This is a genomic window from Plantibacter sp. ME-Dv--P-095 (assembly GCF_030209365.1).
Lineage (GTDB): Bacteria > Actinomycetota > Actinomycetes > Actinomycetales > Microbacteriaceae > Plantibacter.
In genome coordinates, this window is the sequence record NZ_JARVSB010000001.1 from 86,256 (window position 1) to 106,630 (window position 20,375).

The 20,375-nt window shown below is 71.3% G+C and carries 19 protein-coding genes; 12 read left to right on the forward strand and 7 right to left on the reverse strand.

Annotated features, from left to right (window positions below):
- Window positions 1–2: 2 nt before the first annotated feature.
- The 3 genes from QRN26_RS00425 to QRN26_RS00435 all read right to left on the reverse strand — a co-directional run bounded on the left by QRN26_RS00425 (window position 3) and on the right by QRN26_RS00435 (window position 2,961).
- Complete coding sequence (locus tag QRN26_RS00425; RefSeq protein WP_056006187.1) at window positions 3–719, reverse strand: ABC transporter ATP-binding protein; 717 nt, start codon at window positions 717–719, stop codon at window positions 3–5.
- Window positions 719–1,975, reverse strand: a complete 1,257-nt coding sequence (locus tag QRN26_RS00430) for an efflux RND transporter periplasmic adaptor subunit (protein WP_056006184.1) — start codon at window positions 1,973–1,975, stop codon at window positions 719–721. Before QRN26_RS00430 ends, QRN26_RS00425 begins: the two co-directional genes overlap by 1 nt.
- Window positions 1,976–2,043: 68 nt before the next feature.
- A complete protein-coding gene (locus tag QRN26_RS00435) occupies window positions 2,044–2,961 on the reverse strand; it encodes an SDR family NAD(P)-dependent oxidoreductase (RefSeq protein WP_285034860.1) in 918 nt (305 codons plus the stop codon).
- 95 nt (window positions 2,962–3,056) lie between these two features.
- Here QRN26_RS00435 and QRN26_RS00440 point away from each other — a divergent pair, with 95 nt between their 5' ends.
- Entirely contained in the window at window positions 3,057–3,485 is a 429-nt protein-coding gene (locus QRN26_RS00440; protein WP_285034861.1) for a MarR family winged helix-turn-helix transcriptional regulator, read from the forward strand.
- Between the two features lie 40 nt (window positions 3,486–3,525).
- Here QRN26_RS00440 and QRN26_RS00445 read toward each other — a convergent pair whose 3' ends face one another.
- On the reverse strand, window positions 3,526–4,209 hold the full coding sequence (locus QRN26_RS00445) for a response regulator transcription factor (protein ID WP_285034862.1): 684 nt from the start codon (window positions 4,207–4,209) through the stop codon (window positions 3,526–3,528).
- A 115-nt stretch (window positions 4,210–4,324) separates the two neighbouring features.
- Here QRN26_RS00445 and QRN26_RS00450 point away from each other — a divergent pair, with 115 nt between their 5' ends.
- From QRN26_RS00450 to QRN26_RS00470, 5 genes are all read left to right on the forward strand, one after another.
- On the forward strand, window positions 4,325–4,939 hold the full coding sequence (locus QRN26_RS00450) for a hypothetical protein (RefSeq protein ID WP_285034863.1): 615 nt from the start codon (window positions 4,325–4,327) through the stop codon (window positions 4,937–4,939).
- Window positions 4,936–5,979, forward strand: coding sequence for a peptidoglycan-binding protein (locus tag QRN26_RS00455; RefSeq protein ID WP_285034864.1), 1,044 nt, complete (start codon window positions 4,936–4,938; stop codon window positions 5,977–5,979). The genes QRN26_RS00450 and QRN26_RS00455 overlap by 4 nt, the downstream gene beginning before the upstream one ends.
- Complete coding sequence (locus QRN26_RS00460) at window positions 5,976–6,677, forward strand: ABC transporter ATP-binding protein (RefSeq protein ID WP_285034865.1); 702 nt, start codon at window positions 5,976–5,978, stop codon at window positions 6,675–6,677. Before QRN26_RS00455 ends, QRN26_RS00460 begins: the two co-directional genes overlap by 4 nt.
- The gene (locus QRN26_RS00465) at window positions 6,670–7,857 is read left to right on the forward strand and encodes an ABC transporter permease (RefSeq protein WP_285034866.1); all 1,188 of its coding nucleotides are present in this window, start codon (window positions 6,670–6,672) and stop codon (window positions 7,855–7,857) included. Before QRN26_RS00460 ends, QRN26_RS00465 begins: the two co-directional genes overlap by 8 nt.
- Window positions 7,858–7,926: 69 nt before the next feature.
- A complete protein-coding gene (locus tag QRN26_RS00470; RefSeq protein WP_285034867.1) occupies window positions 7,927–9,747 on the forward strand; it encodes a sensor histidine kinase in 1,821 nt (606 codons plus the stop codon).
- Between the two features lie 108 nt (window positions 9,748–9,855).
- Here the strand turns inward: QRN26_RS00470 and QRN26_RS00475 are convergent, their stop codons facing one another.
- Entirely contained in the window at window positions 9,856–10,152 is a 297-nt protein-coding gene (locus tag QRN26_RS00475) for a hypothetical protein (protein WP_056006156.1), read from the reverse strand.
- Between the two features lie 227 nt (window positions 10,153–10,379).
- Here QRN26_RS00475 and QRN26_RS00480 point away from each other — a divergent pair, with 227 nt between their 5' ends.
- The 6 genes from QRN26_RS00480 to QRN26_RS00505 all read left to right on the forward strand — a co-directional run bounded on the left by QRN26_RS00480 (window position 10,380) and on the right by QRN26_RS00505 (window position 17,510).
- Window positions 10,380–11,309 carry a WcbI family polysaccharide biosynthesis putative acetyltransferase gene (locus tag QRN26_RS00480; RefSeq protein ID WP_285034868.1) on the forward strand — a complete coding sequence of 310 codons (930 nt, stop codon included), beginning with the start codon at window positions 10,380–10,382 and terminating at the stop codon, window positions 11,307–11,309.
- Complete coding sequence (locus QRN26_RS00485; RefSeq protein WP_285034869.1) at window positions 11,306–12,280, forward strand: hypothetical protein; 975 nt, start codon at window positions 11,306–11,308, stop codon at window positions 12,278–12,280. The genes QRN26_RS00480 and QRN26_RS00485 overlap by 4 nt, the downstream gene beginning before the upstream one ends.
- Window positions 12,277–13,578 (forward strand): glycosyltransferase family 2 protein, encoded by a 1,302-nt coding sequence (locus tag QRN26_RS00490; protein ID WP_285034870.1) that lies wholly within the window; start codon window positions 12,277–12,279, stop codon window positions 13,576–13,578. The genes QRN26_RS00485 and QRN26_RS00490 overlap by 4 nt, the downstream gene beginning before the upstream one ends.
- A gap of 100 nt (window positions 13,579–13,678) precedes the next feature.
- Entirely contained in the window at window positions 13,679–14,578 is a 900-nt protein-coding gene (locus tag QRN26_RS00495; protein WP_056011222.1) for an SDR family oxidoreductase, read from the forward strand.
- Complete coding sequence (locus tag QRN26_RS00500; RefSeq protein WP_285034871.1) at window positions 14,575–15,966, forward strand: alpha/beta fold hydrolase; 1,392 nt, start codon at window positions 14,575–14,577, stop codon at window positions 15,964–15,966. The genes QRN26_RS00495 and QRN26_RS00500 overlap by 4 nt, the downstream gene beginning before the upstream one ends.
- A gap of 11 nt (window positions 15,967–15,977) precedes the next feature.
- Window positions 15,978–17,510 (forward strand): GMC family oxidoreductase, encoded by a 1,533-nt coding sequence (locus QRN26_RS00505; protein ID WP_285034872.1) that lies wholly within the window; start codon window positions 15,978–15,980, stop codon window positions 17,508–17,510.
- Window positions 17,511–17,529: 19 nt separating this feature from the next.
- Here the strand turns inward: QRN26_RS00505 and QRN26_RS00510 are convergent, their stop codons facing one another.
- Window positions 17,530–18,576 (reverse strand): LacI family DNA-binding transcriptional regulator, encoded by a 1,047-nt coding sequence (locus QRN26_RS00510; protein WP_285034873.1) that lies wholly within the window; start codon window positions 18,574–18,576, stop codon window positions 17,530–17,532.
- Entirely contained in the window at window positions 18,569–20,149 is a 1,581-nt protein-coding gene (locus QRN26_RS00515; protein WP_285034874.1) for a sugar ABC transporter ATP-binding protein, read from the reverse strand. The genes QRN26_RS00510 and QRN26_RS00515 overlap by 8 nt, the downstream gene beginning before the upstream one ends.
- Window positions 20,150–20,375 lie beyond the last annotated feature (226 nt).

Here is a 20,375-nt window from a genome sequence, read left to right on the forward strand (position 1 = left end):
CCTCACGAGGTCACGACCGCCCCGGTGATCGCCGTGCGTCGATCCTCGTCGGCCGCGATCCGGCCGTCCTGCATCGTCACGACGCGCTCCGCTCGGGCGGCGACCTCGTCCTCGTGGGTGATGAGGACGACGGTCGAGCCGGCCCGGTGCAGCTGTTCGATGATGCCGAGCACGTCGTCCGTCGATCGCGAGTCCAGGTTGCCGGTCGGTTCGTCGGCGAGGATGAACGCCGGGTCGTTGACGATCGCGCGGGCGACGGCGACCCGCTGCTGCTGACCGCCGGAGAGCTGGTTGGGATGCCGCTCGGCATGTGCTGCGAGCCCGACCCGGTCCAATGCCTCCGTGGCCCGGAGTCGGCGCTCACGACGCCCGACACCCGCGTACACCATCGGGAGTTCGACGTTGCCCCGCGCGGTCAGGGCAGGGATCAGATTGAACGCCTGGAAGACGAATCCGATCTCGGTGTTGCGGATGTCTGCGACGGTCGCCGAGGGCATGGTCGACACGAGTCGGTCGTTGATGAGGAGCCGGCCTGAGGTCGGCCGGTCGAGGCAGCCGAGGATGTTCAACAGGCTCGACTTACCGGCGCCCGAGGGACCGATGATGGCCAGGAACTCCCCGGACGGCACGGTCAGGTCGATCCCGTCCAGCGCCCGGACCGTCGAGCCGTCCTGGCTGCGGTGGTGGCGGGTGATGCCGTCGAGTGAGATCGCGGGCATCACTGCTCACCTCCGAACGAACCGTCGCCGCCGCCGGGCATCTGGCCGCCGAGCCCGTCGTCGGTGCTCGTGACGGGTGTCGGCGCGACGATCACCACGGTGTCGCCACGGGAGACCCCCTTCAGGATCTGAACCTGGGTCGGCGTGCTGATCCCGACGGTCACGTCCACGGTCCTCGTCTTGCCCGTCGCCGCCCGGACCTGCACGGTGCCGGCGGTGGTCGAGGTCAGCTGGACGGCCTCCGCCGGGACGACGGTGGCGTCCTCCGCGGTCGCGACCGTGATCGCGACGACCGCGGTCTGCCCGAGGCGGACCCCGGCCGGGGGAGCCGTCAGCTGGATCGCGACCGCGTAGCTCACGACGCCGTCGGTGCTGCTCTGCGGGGTGGGGGCGACGGCGAGGACGGTGCCGGCGATGGGCGCAGCGCCCTTCACGGGGAGGGTGACGGTGGCCGTCTGGCCGACGGCGACGGTCGCGATGTCCGCCTCGGGGATGGACGCCGTCACCCGGAGGCTCGACACGTCGGCGATGGCCACGAGCCCTGCCGATGCGGTGGCTGAGGCCGTGTTCGTGCCGTCGCCGTTCGCCTGCGACGACTGACCGGCGGTGAGGATGGTCCCGACGGTGCCGTTGACGGCCGTGACGACGCCGGCGATCGGCGCGAGCAGCGTGGTCTGGTCGCGTGCGGTCTGCGCGGCGGTCACGTCGCGTTGTGCATCGTCGCGACCTTTCTCCGCCTGCGTGACGGCATCGCGCTGCGTCGGCCCCTGGGCGGACAGGTCCCGCACGGTGGCCTCCGTGGTCTGGCGTTCTGGAGCGTCGGCCGCGAGGGTCGCCAGGGTCGCCTTCGCGGCGGCGAGGGCGTCGAGCCCGGCTTGCGCGCTCTGCCGGGCGCTGTCCAGCGCACTCTGGGCGGCGGTGAGCGCCCCCTGTGCCTTCTCCAGGGCCAGGTCGGCGGGTCCTGGGTCGACCGTGGCGAGCTCCTGCCCGGCGGCGACCGTCTGACCGACGGCGACCGAGATCGTGTTGACGCGACCCCCGTCGACGAACCCGGCGGAGGCGCTGCTCGCCGCGGCGATGGAGCCCTTCCCCGTGACCGTCGCGGAGATCGTCGTCTGTTCGGCCGTGGCGGTCGCGGCGGCGGGTGCCGGTGCGGCCCGCCCGGTCGCGGTCGCGAGGACGACCCCCGAGCCCACCGCCACCGCGGCCACCAGGCCGGCCGCACCCCACAACATCCATCGCTTCTTGGTCATCATGGCGGCAGCGTATGGGCCCTTCCTAAGCCTCAGATAAGGACCTCGACGGGGCGGCCTCGAAGCCGGGGTCAGGACCGCGCCGAGAGGATCGGGGCTCCGATGAGCCGCTCGGTCTCCTCCCAGATGAACGCCCCCAGTGCCGGATCAAGGCTGATGGGCGGCGCGGGGACCACGCGAGGGGTTCCGACCTCGCGCCGTTCCGGACCGATGTACGCCAGGGACGGGAGCTCGGGCGTGCTCGCGGCGAGGACGGCCGAACGGGCCGCCTCGTGTTTGCCAGCGACGATCCGAGAGAAGAGCGGGCCGATCACGGCGGCTGCGGCCCGGACGAATGCGCTGCGCTGGTGAACGCCGGACCGGTCGACGGTGAGGGCGTCGATGGCGGCTCCGGGATGGACGACGATCGACCGCGTCGAGTGGCCCTGGGCTTCGAGGCGACGGGCCAGCTCGAATCCGAACAGCTGCACGGCGTGTTTGGAGTTCGTGTACGCGATGCGGGGTCGGTAGTCACGCTCGGAGAGCCAGTCCGACCGGTCGAAGGGATGGGTCGCCGCGACGAGGCTGCCCTGGTGGACGACTCGGGCACCGACCGTTCGCTCGAGCGCGGGCAGGGCGTGCCGGAGGAGCTCCGCGTGAGCGAGGTGGTTGACGCCCATGGTGTGCTCGACGTCGAACGGCCCGACTCGCCGCGCCCGCGCCGGACCCACCACGCCGGCGTTCAGCACGAGTGCGTCGAGGCGGTCGAGCGCGGCCAGGTGCGCTCCCGCCGAGCGGACGGTGTCGACGTCGTCGAGGTCCGCCGTCAGGGCGTGATGGCGGTGCGGGTGGGGCAGCAGCTCGATCACCGTGCGTGCTCGATCCGGGGATCGTCCGATCACGATGATCTCGGCCCCGAGCGCGGCCAGCTGTTCGGCGATGAAGTACCCCACGCCCGAGGTGGCTCCGGTGACCGCGATGACGCGGGAGTCCAGTCGTTCAGTGGTCATGGCGGGTCGTCCTCCGGTCGGGAATATGCTTCGAGTCTCGAATCACCTGCCGACCATAACACTTCAAGTCTCGAAGGAGCTGATACGGTTTCCCCATGGACCTGAGGACCGCGGACACGGCTGCCGCCCTGCTGGCGGCGTACGACGTCACCGCCCGCACGACGGAGTCGGTGACGCCCGCGCTCGACGAGTTGGGCCTCACCATGAACACCGCCTACGCGTTGTGGATGGTCGACCCCGAAGCGGATGCGCTGCCGATGAAGGAACTCGCAGCACGCATGCACTGCACCCCGCAGAACGCGACGTTCCTCTACGGGCAGCTCGAGCAACGGGGGCTCGTGGAGCGCCGCCCGGACGCCTCGGACGGCCGACAGCGCGTCGTCTCCCTGACGGCACGCGGCGGCACGGTCAGGGCGTCGATGATCGAGGCGGTGCTCCGGCACAGTCCGCTCAACGGCCTCACCCAGCGGGAACTCGCGGTGGTCGGTCGTCTCCTCGTGAAGGCCGCCCGCTCAGGCGCGTAGCGCGACCGCGACGGCAACGTGGACGGAGCCCGCGCCTCGCTCAGCCCGCGTGGAGGGTGTACCCGACGCCGTAGACGGTGACCAGCCTGGCCGGGCGCTGTGGGTCGGTCTCGATCTTCGCCCGGAGGTTCTTCACGTGGGTGTCGATGGTGCGGTCGCCGATCCAGCGATCCGTGCCGTGGAGCCGGTCGAGCAGGCGGGCGCGGCTGAGGACGATGCCGGGATGCAGCGCGAACTCCTCGAGGAGGTCGAACTCGGCGCGTGTGAGGTCCAGCGGGAGCTCCCCGAGGGTGGCTTGATGCCGGTCCGGATCGATCTCGAGGTCGCCGACGGCGATGACCGTCGACGTCGGCGTCGTCCGCCGCGCGCGCCTCAGGAGGGCACGGACCCGAGCGACCAGTTCGCGCGGGCTGTACGGTTTCGCGAGGTAGTCGTCGGCGCCGAGCTCGAGCCCGAGCAGCAGGTCGTTCTCCGTCGAGCGGGCGGTGAGCAGCAGGATCGGCAGGTCGAACTCTTCCTCGCGCAGCGTCCGGCAGACCGTGAGGCCGTCGGCGCCGGGGAGCATCACGTCGAGGACGAGCAGGTCCGGCGTCGAGCGGCGCACCTCCGCGAGCGCCTCGGCGCCGTCCGCGAGCACCGTCACGTCGTGCCCCTCGCGTTCGAGGTAGCGGCGCACGAGCTCCGACTGCAGGGCATCGTCCTCGACGATCAAGACTCTGGTCACGTTCCGATCCTAGGCACGGGCCCGGCATGCGGTCGGGCTCGGCACCGTTCGCTCACAAGTCGCTCACATCCGGTGACGAGGGTGGGTCGTAGCCGTCCACACCTGAGGAGGAACCGTGCCACGCACCACCCATCGATCCTTGACCGCCGCAGCGGGGGCCCTGGCGCTCCTGGCGGGACTCACCGCCTGCTCCGCACCCGCCTCCGACCAGGGGGCCGACGGCGGTATCGCGACCCTGGAGACCGCCGCTCCGACCCCGACCGAGGCCGTCGACCCGCTCTTCGCGGAGTACGGCGAGCCCGTGCGCCTGCGTCTCGACATGTCGGATGAGGAGGAGGCGGAGGCCTGGAAGCCGCGGGACCGCTGTCTCGCGGACCACGGCCCGGCGATGCCGGACGCTCCGACGGGCGGCGACGGCGGCTCGGTCAGCGGCGGCGTCGCCGAGGATCTCGCGGGGGTCGCCGAGGCCGAGGCGCTCTGTCTGCGCGTGGCGCCGTTGCCCCCGTGGGAGCTCGACGCACAGAATCCCGATGCCCTGCGGTTCGTGCAGCGTGTGGTGGACTGCCTGCGCGACCGCGGCGTGCGAGAGGTCGAGATCACCGAAGCGGACACGTTCGGCCGGATCAACCTCGCCTTCGGCGGCGAATCGAACGACGCCACCTCGATCTCGCTCGGGATGCAGTACGTGGACGCCTGCATGGCCTCCACCTCGGACGGGAGCGCCGAATGACGCGGCCGCGACGGCGCACCGTGCTCATCGGTTCGCTCGTCCTCTGCGCCGTCCTCGCGGTGGGGGCCGGGGGAGCCAACCTGCTGCTCCGCCCCGCGGCCGATGCGGCTCCGGTCGCGCCGCCGGCCGCGCCGGCCACCGTGGTCGTCGAGCGGGGAGAGCTCGTCCAGACCGCCCGCCTCGACGGCGCCGTCGGGTTCGGTACCGCGGTGCCCGTGACGACGAAGGCCGACGGCATCATCACCGGCCTGCCCCCGGTCGGCGGTGTCCTCGACCGCGGATCCGTGGCGCTTCGCGCGAACGAGCGAGCGGTCGCGGTGCTGATCGGCGAGCTTCCGCTCTATCGCGCGATCGACGGCTCTGGGATGGAGGGGGCGGACGTGAGCATGGTCGCGTCGAACCTCATGGAGCTCGGATACCTCAGCCGGAGTGATTCGGCGGACTTCGAGACCGGGGAGGCGTTCGGCGAAGCCGTGCGGGACTGGCAGGAATCGCTCGGCCTGGAATGTACCGGCACGCTGGGACCTGCCGACGTGATCGTCCTGAGCGCGCCGAGTCGTATCGCCGCCGTGACCGCACGCCTCGGCGACCCGGCGGGCGGACAACCGTTCACGGTCACGCCCACGACCCGCGTCGTCGAGGCGTCGGTCCCGGCCAAAGACGCGGGCGTCATCGGCGCCGGTGCGAAGGCCACGATCGAGTTGCCCGACGGGCGCACCGTCGGCGGATCCATCGTCACGGTGACCACGACCGGCGAAGGAGCCGAGGCGAAGGTGCGTGCGGTCGTGGCGATCGACGATCAGGCCGCGCTCGACGGTGTCGACGCGGCCGCCGTGACCGTCCGGGTCGCCACCCGCTCCGTGCAGGACGTGCTGATCGTTCCTGTGGCGGCCCTCGTCGCGCTCGCGGAAGGCGGGTACGCCCTGCAGGACGAGCGCGGTCGACTCCACGGGGTCGAGATCGGGCTGATCGCGGACGACCACGTCGAGGTCAGCGGTGGTGGGATCGACGCCGGGATGACCGTGGTGTCGGCACGATGACGACGCCGGCGCTCGAACTCGAGCACGTCAGTCGCATCCACCCCGGCGGGGTCGCCGCGCTGGACGACGTCTCCCTGCGGATCGACGCGGGTGAGCTCGCCGCGATCGTCGGGCGCTCCGGCGCCGGCAAGTCGACGTTGCTCAACGTGCTGGGAACGCTCGACCGGCCCACCACCGGCGTGGTCCGCATCGGCGGTGTCGACACCCGTGAGCTCACGGATCGGGCACTGTCCGACGTACGGGGGAGCTCGATCGGATTCGTCTTCCAGGGGTTCCACCTGTCCGACGGCGTGACCGCCGAACAGAACGTCGTCACGGCGCTGCTCTACAGCGGCGTTCCGAGGCGGGAACGCCGCGACCTCGCCTGCGCGGCGCTCGAGCGGGTGGGCCTCGGACACCGGATCGGGCACGCTGCGCAGGACCTCTCCGGCGGTGAACGGCAGCGGGTCGCCATCGCCAGGGCGATCGTGACCGACCCGCTCGTCGTCCTCGCCGACGAACCGACCGGCGCCCTCGACACCGCGAACGGCGAGCGCGTGCTCGGGCTGCTCGAACGGTTGCACGAGGAGGGGACCACCGTCGTCGTCATCACCCACGACGTCGAGCTGGCCGCACGGCTGCCGCGTCGGATCGAACTGCGTGACGGTCGCATCATCACCGACACCGATGCACACACCGAGAGGATGGCCCATGCGTGAGCCCCGCAGACGTCTCGACCTCCGAGACCTCCTGGAGGTCGGCACGGTCGGGCTCCGTACCCGACCGCTTCGTGCCGTGCTCTCGACGATCGGCATCGCCATCGGCATCGCGACCCTCGTGACCGTCACCGCCGTGCCCGCGTCCTCGCAGGCCGCGCTCGACGAGCAGCTCACGGCGCTCGGGGCGGACCTGTTGCGTGCCGATCCCCGTGCGGGCGCCGACGGGTCGCCCGTCCCGCTGCCCGACGAGGCCCTCGGCATGCTGCAGCGCATCGGAACCGTGACCGACGCCGCGACGGTCGGGAACACCCACGCCCCGGTTCGCAGCAACGTGTTCCGCGGGTACCCGGAGACCGGATTGACCACGCTCGCCGTGCGCGGCGACCTCCGGGGGGTGCTGCGGACCGAGGTGACCTCCGGCCGCTGGCTCGACCGGAGCGACCTGCCGACGGCGGTGCTGGGCATCGACGCAGCCGAGCGGTTGGGCCTGTCACGGTTGCCCGATCGGCCGGTCACGATAGATGTCGGCGGCGTCGCGTTCACCGTCGTCGGTGTGCTCGCGAAGACGCCGCTGTCCGCCGACGTGCAGTCGGCGGTCCTCGTCGACGACGCTGCCGCACAGCGCTGGCTGGGTTTCGACGGCGCACCGACGGTCGCCTACGTCACGGGTGTCGAGGCGTCGATCGACGCCCTGCGTCCCGTCGTCGCCGCCACCCTCTCGCCCGGGGCGGGCGGACTCGTGCAGGTGAGTCAGCCCTCGGCCGTGCTCGCCGCGAAAGCCGCGGCCCGGTCGAGCTTCGACGGCCTGTTCCTCGCACTCGCCGCCGTCGCGCTCGTCATCGGTGGCATCGGCGTCGCGAACACGATGTTCGTCTCCGTGCTGGAACGTCGCCGGGAGATCGGATTGCGGCGAGCGCTCGGCGCACACCGGGGTCAGATCCAGGCGCAGTTCCTCGTGGAGGCGGTCACGCTCTGCGCGCTGGGTGGTGCGACGGGCGTGGTGCTCGGTCTGCTCGGCACCTGGACGTGGAGTGGTCTGCAGCACTGGCCGCTGGTCGTCCCGGTGGAGACGATCCTGTCCGGGATGGCCGCCGCACTGGTGACCGGTGCCGTCGCCGGGCTCGCCCCGTCCATCCGTGCCGCTCGGCAGTCACCGACCGCGGCCCTCGCCGCGACCTGATCGCGTGACGTGGCGATCGGGGCATGGATGCGAACCGGGACGGGAAGCGATGAGAGCATGGCTGACGACATGACTGACAGCGGCGGAGCGGCGACGGTGGGGCGCCGACGCGTACCGCGGCTCCTCGCCCGCTATCTCGCGGCTGGGCTCCTGCTCGTGCTGGCCTCGGTGGGCGGCACGATCTGGCTCGCGCAGACGTCGGAGTACCGGTACGACGAGCAGGCGTCCGGCGCCGATCTCATGCGGGACGAGCAGGTGATGGACGCGCTGACGGTCTGGGCCGGGCATCACACGGATTGGAACGATGTCGGGTCGACGCTGTTGGTCCTCGGTCAGGAGACGGGACGCCGCATCGCCGTGGTCGGCGGCGACGGGACGGTGATCGCGGACACCGCGCCCGAGCTGCCTCGCCCGGCGCGCGCCACCCGGTTGCTCGACCCGCTCGCGCTCCGAGCCGATCCGGTGACGTCCGAGCTGGGGCTGCCCGACGGGATCACCGGGCCGTTCCTGCTCGATGGGACGCAGCGTGCGGAGCTCGCCCGGCAGGCGGATGCGGTGGTGACGTGTCTGGGTGAGGCGGTCGGCGAGACGGCGGTGTGGGCGACCGGGAGGCCGGTCGTCTCCGGTGACGAGGATGCCCCGGATTGCGGCCGCGCCGCGCTGGAAACCCCGTTGCCGAGCGAGCAGACCGCCCTCGACGACCTCCGAGATCGGACGAACGGCTGCCTGCTCGCGGCGAACGCCCCGCTGATCACCAGCGTCGAACTCGCCCTGTCGCCGTCGGTCGCCCCCACGGGACTCGCGCTGCGCACCGTCCCGAGCGGTGACGACACCGCCGAGGAGTGCCTGCTCCAGGCGCGCATCGATCAGGCGAAGGCCACGACGGCGCCCGCCGTCACCCTGGTGCTCACCGATGAACGCGGCGACGCCCGCGGCCCGCTCGACGCGAGTCCCGGATCGATCGCCCGCGTCGCCGGGTTCATCGTGGTGCTGCTGGCGCTCCTGTCGGTGGCGGCGGCACTCATCATCGTGCCGACCCTGCGGAGCGCGCGTCGGCTCGAGGGTGCTGTCGAGCGGTTCAGCGCCGGCGATCGGGATGCCCGCGCGGAGCTCCCCGCGGGCGACGACCTCGCCGGCGTCGGAGCGGCGTTCGACCGCATGTCGAGTGAGGTCGCCGGACACGAGGCCTCCCGCCGTCGCCTGCTCGGCGACATCGCCCACGAACTGCGCAGCCCGCTGACGAACATCCGTGGCTGGGTCGAGGCTGCGGAAGACGGACTGGGACTCGACGACGCGGCCCTCCGCCGGCTCGTGCTGGATGAGGCGGGGCGGATGGAGCGGATCACGGGCGACCTGCAGCTGCTCGCGTTGGCGGAGTCCGGGGACCTCGTGTTGGACCTGCGGAGGTGCGATGCGGCGATGGTCGTGCGCGACCTCGCCGAGGCGTACCGGGTGCGCACGGCGGCCTCCGATGTCGCGCTGCACGTCCAGATCACCGGTCCTCTGCGCCTCGAGACCGATCCAGCCCGATTGCGGCAGATCCTCGACAACCTGCTGTCGAACGCCTTGCGGCACACCCCGGCGGGCGGGCGGATCGACCTCGACGCGGTGCTCGTCGACGGTACGGTGCGGATCGCGGTGGTCGACACCGGTGAGGGTATCCCGGCGGCGGATCTGCCTCGGATCTTCGACCGGCTGTGGCGTGGCGAGCCGTCGCGGGTCCGCGCCGGACGGAGCACCGGTCTCGGCCTCTCGATCGCCCGCGGCCTCGCCGAGGCGCTGGGGGGCCGGCTCACCGCGCACAGCACCCTCGGCGAGGGCAGCCGGTTCGAGGTCTCACTCCCGGCGACGGAGCAGCACCGACGCGGGGCGTCGCGCGCGGGAGAGTAGGACGTCGAACCCTGGCCTCGCCGGCTTGCCCGGTCAAGGGGCGGCCCGGGAACGCTTGAGGGCCCCGACCGTCTGGTCGAGGCCCTCAGGCGTTCAGCAGGGACGGGCTCAGTGCTCGTCGTAGTGCTCGCCGTGGGCGGCGTGCTTGTGGCCCTCGTGGACGAAGTCGACGTGGTCGCCGTGCTGGACGGCCTCGTGGCCGCAGTCGTCACCGTGAGCGTGGTCCGTGACGGTGTGCTCGGCGACGCTCTCGTGCTCGTCGTAGTGGTCGCCGTGCTCGGCGTGGTGGTGCGTGCCGTGCACGTAGTCGGTGTGGTCCTCGTGCGCGACGGCCTCGTGGCCGCAGTCGGCTCCGTGGGTGTGGTCGGCGAGGGTGTGCTCGGCGTGGATCTCGGTGGTGCTCATGGGTGCTCCTTCAGCTTCAGGTCCGGCGATGGATCCATCGCACCACATACATAAACGAATTGCAATGTCTTCATGTAATCGATAACGGTTGTCATCGCCGATAGACCTGGTCGCTCACGCCACAGGCAGGTATGGCGTGGACCGACCGACTGGCAGACGGTAGGGCCTCTGCGCAACCTCATGGCCGCAGGAACCTCCGGTCTCCGGCGACGGTATACGGTCGGAGCATGAGCCTCACCGCCGACCCGGGCACCATCAGCGCGCCCTCCGAGACATCGGTGTCGGCGCGTCGACGGCACTACGCGGAGTTCTACGGGCTCGCGCCGCTCCCGGCCGACTTCGGGGTGGTGCTCGGCAACTGTCAGGCCGAATCGCTCCGCACGGTGATGGATGCCGAGGGACGACGGTTCGTGCGCGTTCCCGCCGTGCACGAGATGACCGCCGAGGATGCCGAGCGCCTCCACGAGGTGGTGCGGAGCGCCCACAGTGTGGTGACGCAGCCCGTCCGCGACGACTATCACGGGCTGCCGCTCGGAACCCGGCAGGTGGCGGCCGCCACCGACGGCCGGGTCCTGACCCTGCCGCCGGTGCGCTTCGGTGGACTGCACCCGTTCCAGGCGTCCATCCGGATCCCGGCGTTCGAGGAGAGCCTCCCGATCGTCGACTACCACGACGTCCGGACGCTCGCCGCCGCCGCCGGCATCCCCGTCGCGGCCGTGCTGCCACCGGACGCCGTGCGGGCGATCGGCCGGTCATCGCTGGAGGTGCTCCGCACGCGTGAAGCGCTCACCGACGTGGCGGTCTCCGATCTGTTCGACGAGGTCACCGCCGATCACGTCCGCACGGTCAACCACCCCGGGAACGCGATCTGGCTTCCCCTGGGGGCGAGGGTGCTCGGCGTGCTCGGTCTGGGCGGTGGCGTCACCGATCCCGGTCGGCCCCTGCTGAACGCCGTGCACGCACCCCTCCTTTCCGATGTCGTCGACGCGTGGTCGCTCCCGGACCGCCCTCGTGACCACTGGATCGTGGACGGAGCCGAGATCGACGACGCCGAGGTTCGCGCCGCCCACACCGACTGGTACGCGTCCCACCCCGGCCTCGTCGTCGCGGCCGTCGGCAGGCTGACGGACCTCCTCGCCGTCTGGCGTGACGCGTGATGGAGGCACCACTCCTCCTCGTCCACGCGGGCAACCACGGCGTCGCCGTCTACGCGCGGGAACTGGCCGCCGAGGTCGCCGCGCGGCATCCGGCCGTCCGGAGCGTCGACGCGACGCACCTCGATCGCCTCGCCGACGGCACCGCGGTACACGCGCACTTCACCGATCGCCTCTGGGGCGGGTCACCGGAGCACGCCGCCGACGACTTCGTCCAGCTCGCAGCGCGGTTGCGGGTGAGTGTCACCCTGCACGACGTCCCGCAGGCCTCCGACGGGGCGCACAACCTCCCACGTCGGCGGGCCGCCTACGCCCGAGTGGCAGCGGCCGCGCGCGGCGTGGTCATCAACAGCGACCACGAGCGGGAACTCCTCCGCGAGGAGGGCGTCTGGTCAGGGCCGGTGGCCCGCATCCCGTTGCCGGTCGAAGTCCAGGACGGAGAACAGCCACAGGTGCCGGACGGATCCGTGGGCGTCCTCGGCTTCTTCTACCCCGGCAAGGGACACGACGAGGCGGCGGCGGCCGCAGCGGCCGCCGGGATGACCCGACTGACGGTCCTCGGCCGCGCCTCCGACGGGCACGCCGCCGACCTCGAGGCCTTCATCCGTCGTGCCGGCGCCCTCGGCGTCGGCGTCGAAGTGACCGGTTGGCTCGACGATGCGGAGATCGCCCGGCGGGGGAGAGCCGTCGCCGTCCCCGTCATCGCGCACCGACATGTCTCGGCATCCGGTTCGCTCGCGTCCTGGATCGGCTGGGGTCGGCGACCGGTGGCCATGCGCAACCGGTACATCGACGAGATGGCCGCCCTGCGCCCGGGTGCGTTGACGTCCGTCGACGAATCGGACCTCGCGGTCGCGGTCCGCAGCGCCGCCGAACAGCCACAGCAGACCTGGCACGGCTTGCGGCGCCTGCCGATGTCGTGGACGGAGGCGACGGACTCGTACCTCCGCTGGTGGGACGGGCTGGACGCATGAGGCGGCCCTGGGTCGTCGGCAACCGTTGGGACACACTCGACGGGATCCACCCCGATCCGCTCCCTCGGGTGTCGGTGATCGTCGCGCACTACGACCAGCCCGGCGAGCTCGGCCGCACGCTGCACGCCCTCGCCGCGCAGGACTACCCGCACGAGCTGCTGGAGATCGTCGTCGCCGACGACGGTTCACCGGGAGCGGTGGACGTGCCCGACGACGTGATCCTCGTCCGGCAGGAGGACCGGGGCTTCCGCCTCGCGGCGGTCCGCAACCTCGGTGTGCGCGCGAGCAGCGGTGAGGTGTTGTGCTTCCTCGACGCCGACACGGTCCCGGAGCCGGGCTACGTCCGTGCGCTGACCCGGCTGCCGGCCCTGCTGCCCGAGGCCGTCACCGTGGGCCGTCGCCGCCACGCCGATTTCTCCGGCATCGATCCGGACGTGCCCGTCGTCGAGGCTGCGGCCGGTCGTGAACTGGCCGAACCCGCCTGGCTCGCCGAGGCGTACGGCAGGTCGCACGACCTCCTCGAGGCCGACGATCGGTCCTACCGGTTCGTGATCGGAGCGGTCATCGCGTGTTCGCGGGCGATGTTCGACGAGGTCGGCGGTTTCGACGAGACCTTCACCACGTACGGCGGCGAGGACTGGGAGTGGGCGCACCGGATGTGGCAGGCCGGTGCCGTGCTCGCTCACGTGCCCGCCGCGGTGGCCTGGCACGACGGCGCTGAGTGGGCCGGGCGCGCCGACTCCGGTATGCACCGCGCGAACGCGCAGACGACCCGGCTGCTCTCGGCGATCCCCGTCCCGGGTTCCGCACCGAGAGCCCTGTGGTCGGACGCGGTCGACGTCGTGATGCGGCTGCGGTGTGAGCACAGCGGGGCCGCCCGGTTCATCGCGGCGGACTCCTTCCTCGCCGCCTTCCCGCAGGCCAGGTTGGTCCTCGAGGACGACGGAGCGCCGGAGCTCCGGGACGACCCGCGCGTGGTCATCGGATCGGATCAGACCGACGCGCGCGTGACGTGGGACCTCGAGCGACCCGTCGTCGTCCTCGACCCGGCGTGGATCACGGACGCCGTCGGACGCCTCGGAACGGGCGAGGTGGGCACCATCGAGCTCGTCGACGACGAAGGCATCCCGCTCGGCACCCTGCGGTCGCGGCGCGCCACGCGTCGAGCGCAGCGCTGGGGTGGCCCTGCCGCGTTCACGACGGAACGGCTCGTCGCCGAGGGCGTGTTCCCGCTGCGGTCCGACCCTCGCCTCGAGGCTTGGGTCGGCGGCTGGGGCGGACCCTCGTCGTTCTGCTGACCGGTCCCCGACACGAGTCGTCCGCCCGGTCTCATGACCGGCTGACGGCCCGAGCGCAACCCCACCGAGGTCGACCGGTCTCTCGTCTAGCGTGGTCGTCATGTCCCCGCATGACCAGTACGAGCTGACCAATCCTGTGACCCGATACGCCCGGGTCGAACCACCCTTGCAGCACCAGCCGGAGCCCGGCGTCCAGGCCCGGATGACGCCGGTTCCCGACCTCGGCGAATCGAGCTACCGGGGGAGCGGACGACTCTCCGGTCGCAAGGCCCTGATCACCGGCGGCGACTCCGGTATCGGTGCCGCCACGGCGATCGCGTTCGCCAGGGAGGGCGCCGACGTGGTCATCGCGCATCTTCCGGGTGAGGAGGAGGACGCCGAGCACGTGCTCGGGCTCATCGACGAGGCCGGGCGACGCGGCCTGGCGATCGTCGCCGACGTCTCGCACGCCGCCGAATGCCGCCGGCTCGTGTCGGAGGCCGCCGACTTCCTCGGCGGTCTGGACATCCTCGTCAACAACGCCGGCAAGCAGATCGCCGTCGACCGCGTGGAGGACCTCAGCGACGAACAGTTCGAGGAGACCTTCCGGACGAACGTCTTCGCGAACTTCTGGATCACCAAGGCCGCGCTCGCGCACCTCGGTGCCGGTGCGAGCATCGTCAACACGGCATCGCTGGAGGCCTACAAGCCGTCGCCCGACCGGCTCGACTACGCCGCGACGAAGGCCGCGATCAACAACCTGTCGAAGGGTCTCGCCCTGCAGCTCGCCGACCGGGGGATCCGCGTCAACGTGGTCGCCCCTGGCCCCGTGTGGACCGCACTGCAGGTGTCCGACGGCGTGTCGGACGAGCAGATGACGAACTTCGACGACGAGAACACCTACCAGCGGGCGGGGCAGCCTGCCGAGCTCGCGCCGGCCTACGTCTACCTGGCCTCAGCGGAATCCGGGTACGTCTCCGGTGCCACGCTGAACGTCAACGGCGGCATGGTCACTCCGTGACCGCGGCCGAGTGCACGGTCTTCTTCCTTCCCGGGCTCGGCCTGGACGCGGCGGCGGCGCAGCCCCTCGCTCATGAGCTCGGCGACCGTTTCAGGGTCGTCCCCGTCACCCTCCCCGGTCAGGGCGGCTCCGCCGATGCGCCCGACGGTTCAGTGTCCGCACAGATCGACACCGCCCTCGCGGTGATCGCGGACGAGGCCGACGGCGGCCCGTGGCTGCTGTGTGCGCACAGCATGGGCGGGAAGATCGCTGCCGGGATCGCGTCCCGGGTGCGGGACGGCGACATGCCCGTCTTCGGTCTCCTCGGGGTGGTCCTCCTCGCACCGTCGCCGCCGACACCCGAACCGATGCCCGACGAGAAGCGCAGTCAGATGCTCGCCTGGGTCGAGGACGGCCGCATCGCCGAAGCCGATGCGCAGACCTTCGTCGACGACAATGTGGGTGCTCCGCTGTCGGCTGAGCTCCAGCAGCCGACCGTCGCGTCCGTGCAGGCCATGTCGCCGGTGGCGTGGCGACGCTGGCTGGAGCAGGGCAGTCTCGAGGACACCACCTCGTCCGTCGGCGTCCTGGACCTCCCGTGCACCGTCCTCGCTGGCGACCAGGACGATGCGCTCGGTGCCGCCGTGCAGCCGGACCTGCTGTCCGGTGTGTATCCGCGTGCGCGATTCGTCTCCCTCGCCGGAGCGGGACACCTGCTCCCGCTCGAACGCCCTGCCGAGGTCGCGCACGCGATCACGGAGCTGTGGGACGAGATCCTCGTCCACAGCGCGGTCGTGCCCGCCGAGTGGGGGCGCGTCATCGCCTCACCACGCACCACGACGCGCGTCCGGAGTGCCCTTGCACGACGGGCATTGCCCGACGACGCCGCATACCGATCGCGTGTGCTGGAGCCGGAGCAGCTCGACCTGCTCCGACAGATCGCCGCGCGGCTCGTGCCGCAGCCGGTCGGCGGGGTGATCGACCTCGCCGCGCGCGTCGACACCGACCTCGCAGCAGGCGGCGGCGACGGCTGGCGGCCGATGGGGGCCTTGACGGACGATGAGGCCTACCGCGTCGGCCTCGACGAGCTCCTGCCGGCTTGGCCGACCTCGCCCGACGACCAGGACGCGATGATCCGCGACGTCATCGACGGGAAGGGCGTGCCCGGCGGGACCGTGGCGGGAGACGAGCTGCGTCGCTGGTTCGAGGACCTGCGCGTCGACCTCGTGCGGGAATGGCTCATCCACCCGGCGTCCCTCGCGCGGGTCGGCTACGACGGCTTCGCGACCGGAGCCGAGGACGTCGACTTCGCCGGCTACCAGCAACTCGCCGCAGACACCCGAGACGAGTGGGAGCCCTCCGACCTCGGCGTCGCCCCGCTCGACCAGACGCAGAAGGACACCGCGTGAACCTCGATTCCATGCAGACATACGACCTCGAGGACAGCGTCGACGTCGTCGTGGTCGGGACCGGAGCGGGAGGTGCGCCACTGCTCGCACGCCTCGCCTCTCAGGGCCTCCGTGTCGTCGCCCTCGAAGCCGGGCCGAACCACGATCCGGCCGAATCCACCCCGGACGAGGTCGATGCGACCACGATCAACTGGATGTCCAGCCGGTTCAGCGGCGGCGACGCCCCGACCGCGTTCGGTCCGAACAACAGCGGATTCGGCGTCGGCGGTGGCACGGTGCATTGGGGCGCGTTCACCCCACGTCCTGATGCCCGCGACCTGCACCTGCGCAGCGACACCGGGCAGGGAATGGACTGGCCAGTCGACCACGCGGAGCTGACCCGCTACGTCGAGGAGGTCGAGGCGTTCATCGGCGTCTCCGGTCCGACGCCCTACCCCTGGGACCCGGCGCGCACGTACCTGTACGCTCCGCCGCAGCGCAACGCCCCGGCGGACCTCATGGCGAAGGGTGCCGACGCCCTCGGGATCCGGGCCACGGACGCACCAGCCGCGATCATCACCCGCGACCGCGACCAGCCCCACCACGGCCTGCGGCGCGCGACGACGAACGTCGGATCGATCCACCAGGGCGAACGCCACGGTGCGAAGGCGACGACGGCCATCACCTACCTCCCGGCCGCCGTCGCGGCCGGCGCGGAGATCCGTCCGGATGCGGTCGTCCACACCATCGAGCGCGACGCTCGCGGTCGGGTCACCGGCGTGGTCTACCGGCAGGACGGTGCCGACCATCGGCAGCGGTGCGCGGCGCTCGTGCTCGCCGGCGGTGGGATCGAGACGCCCCGCCTCCTGCTCCACAACGGGATCGCCAACTCCAGTGGCCAGGTGGGACGCAACTTCCTCGCCCACGGCGCCGTCCAGGTGTGGGGCCGGTTCGACGAGCAGATCCGCGGATACCGCGGCTACCCGTCGGCACTCATCACCGAGGACTTCCTGCGTCCGAAGGACGCCGATTTCGTCGGCGGATACCTCCTGCAGAGTCTCGGCGTCATGCCCTTCAACTACGCCACGACACTCGTGCGCGGCGGTGGCCTGTGGGGTTCGGAACTGATGGACGAACTCGAGCTGTCACGCCACAGCGCCGGCATCGGCATGAACGCCGAGTGCCTCCCCGCCGACGGCAACCGCCTCGAGCTGTCCTCGGAGGAGGACGAGTGGGGTCTGCCGCGGGCGTCGATCACCTTCTCGCCCGGCGAGAACGAGGAGGCCATCGACCGCCACGCCATCCGGACGATGACGGACATCCTCACGGCGGCAGGCGCTCGGAGCACCCGGGTGCTCGCACGCACGGCGCACACGCTGGGGACGTGCCGGATGAGCACCGATCCATCCGAGGGCGTCGTCGATGGCGACGGTCGATCGCACGACATCGACAACCTGTGGATCTGCGACAACTCCACGTTCCCGAGCGCCCTGGCGGCGAACCCGGGCCTCGCCCAGATGGCGTTGTCGGTGCGGACCGCCGACCGGATGCTCGCAGCCCGCTGACCGGGAACCGAAGACCGGCTCAGTCGACCCGTGTGCGCGCCAGGTCCTGGCGGATGCGGATCGTCGTCGGGGCCGCCGCCGTCGAGTCCCGCTCCACGAGGAGCGGGACCGAGGGTGCCGTCGTCCGCGCCGGGTCGCCGTTGACGTGGTCGAGGAGCGTGGCGAGCATGGTCCGGCCGACGAGCTCGAAGTCCTGACGGACGGTCGTCAGGGGTGGCGAGAGATGCTCGGCCTCGGGGATGTCGTCGAATCCGACGACGCTGAAGTCGAGTGGGACCCGGACGCCCTGCTCGGTCAGGGCGTGGATCAGCCCGAGCGCCATCTGGTCGTTCGCGGCGAACACCGCGGTCACCTCGTCGTCCAGACGCCGACCCACCACGTAGCCCGAGGTCGGCGTCCAGTCGCCGGTGCCGATCAGCTGCGCGACGAGACCCGCCTCGGCGAGTTCGTCCCGCCACCCACGCTCGCGCTCCCGCGCGTCGACGGCGTCCGCGGGCCCGGCGAGATGGCCGATGCGCCGGTGACCCAGCCGGATGAGGTGCGCGGTCGCGGCCCGTGCGCCTGCGTACTGGTCGACACCGACCGTCACCAGGCCCGCCCGAGGCGTCGCGTGCAGGGCGACGAGCGGCACGCTCAGCTCCATCCCGGCGACGATGTCGGTGACGCCCTCCCGGGCGCTGATGACCGCGATGCCCTCGACGTTCTGGCGGAGGAACCCTTCGACGGCGGCTCGTGCCGATCCGGGGTCGCTGTCCACCATGTTCGCCGTGAACACCGACCACCGGGCGTCCCGAGCGGCCGCGTTGAAGTGGAGCACGGACGACGACGGTCCGAACTCCGTCCCACCGGTGGCGATGAGCCCGATGGTGCGCGACCGCTTCGTGACCAGGGTGCGCGCTGCGGGGGAGGGCACGTACCGCAGCTGCTTGATCGCCTCTTCGACGCGGGCCTTCGTCGCCGGTCGGACGTTCGGCAGGTCGTTGAGCACCCGTGACACCGTCTGATGGGACACCCCGGCGAGCCGAGCGACGTCGAAGATCGTCGCATGGCGGGACGCCTCAGCCACGGGGTCCGTCCGGCTCGGCGCTCGGATGCTGGACAGGCACCCGTTCGTCCGGAGCCTCCGACATCGCTGCCAAGAGCTTCGACACGGTCAGATCATGGTTCGGCAGATCCGCGACCTTCCGTCGATCTCGGAGCACGGCGATGCGATGACTGATCCGCAGCACCTCCTCGAGTTCCGCGGAGATGAACACGACCGAGAGCCCGTTCTCGGCGAGGCGACTCACGAGCTTCTGGATCTCCGCCTTCGCGCCGATGTCGATCCCGCGCGTCGGTTCGTCGAGGACGAGGAGTCGCGGGGCGAGCGCCAGCCACCGCGCCAGGAGCACCTTCTGCTGGTTGCCCCCGGAGAGCTCTTTCATGAGCGCATCGGGGTTCGCGGGCCGGATGCCCATGGCCTGGATGTAGCTCTCGGCCAGCTCGTTCTGCCGCCGCAGGGGGATCCGGCGGAACCAGCCGAGGTCGGCCTGCAGCGCGAGGGCGATGTTGTCGCGAACACTGAGCTCACCGATGATCCCCTCCGTCCGGCGGTTCTCGGAGGCGTAGACGATGCGCTGCTTGAGCGCCCGCCGCGGGGTGCTGAGACGGGTCGGTGCACCGGCCACCTGCACCGAACCCGTGTCGGCCCGGTCGACCCCGGTGAGGAGCCTGGCGAGTTCGGTCCGGCCGGAGCCGAGCAGTCCCGCGATGCCCACGATCTCGCCCTCGTAGACCTTCAGGTCGATCGGTTCGACGCCTCCCTGGCGTCCGAGGCCGATGGCGGCGACGAACGGCTCCTCGCCGTCGAGTGTGTCGCCCTCGTCGGAGAGGTCGAGCCCGCGGCGGATCTCGTCGAAGGTCGCGAGCTCCTTACCGATCATCTTGTGGACGAGGTCGATGCGGAGCAGTTCGTGGGGGAGGTACTCGCCGACGAGGCGGCCCTCGCGCAGCACGGTGAGGCGATCGGAGATCTCGTACACCTGGTCGAGGAAGTGCGAGATGAAGAGGATCGCGACCCCTTCGGCCTTGAGGATCGAGATGATCCGGAAGAGCTCGGTGACCTCGTCCGTGTCGAGGCTCGAGGTCGGTTCGTCGAGCACGAGCACCCGGGTGCGGACGGCGATGGCGCGCACGATCGCGACGAGCTGCTGGACGGCCGGCGGATGGGTCGACAGCTGCGACGACGGGTCGATGTCGAGTCCGACGGAAGCGAGCAGCTCCCTGGCCCGCTCGCGCATGCGTCGCCCGGAGATCCCACCCCAAGCGTGCCGTGGCTCACGACCCAGGAGGATGTTCTCCGCGACGGTGAGGTTGGGGAGGAGGTTGACCTCCTGGTAGACCGTGCTGATCCCGTGCGCCTGGGCGTCGGCGACGCTCGAGAAGGACACGTCGCGGCCGTCAAAACCGATGCGACCCGCGTCGACGTGGTGGACGCCCGTCAGCACCTTGACCAGGGTGGACTTCCCGGCACCGTTCTCGCCCATCAGGGCGTGGACCTCACCGGGGAAGAGTCGGAGCTCGACGTCGTCGAGGGCCTGCACACCCGGGAACCGCACGGAGACGCCGCGCAGATGCACGAGCGGCGCGGGTGTGGACATGGGTGACTCTCCATCGAGGCGGGCGGTCGGGTGGAACGCCGACGACCCCGACTCTAGCGCGAGCGACACGTGTCGGGGGAGTGGATCGCGAACGAATGTGAGGGCTCACATTGCCTGTTGACATGGTGTCGCGGCCCTGGCTAATGTTCAGCACAACGCAATTGTGATCGCTAACAATCAGTGCCCACCGGCGTTGCACCAGCAGCACACATCGCATTCACACCGC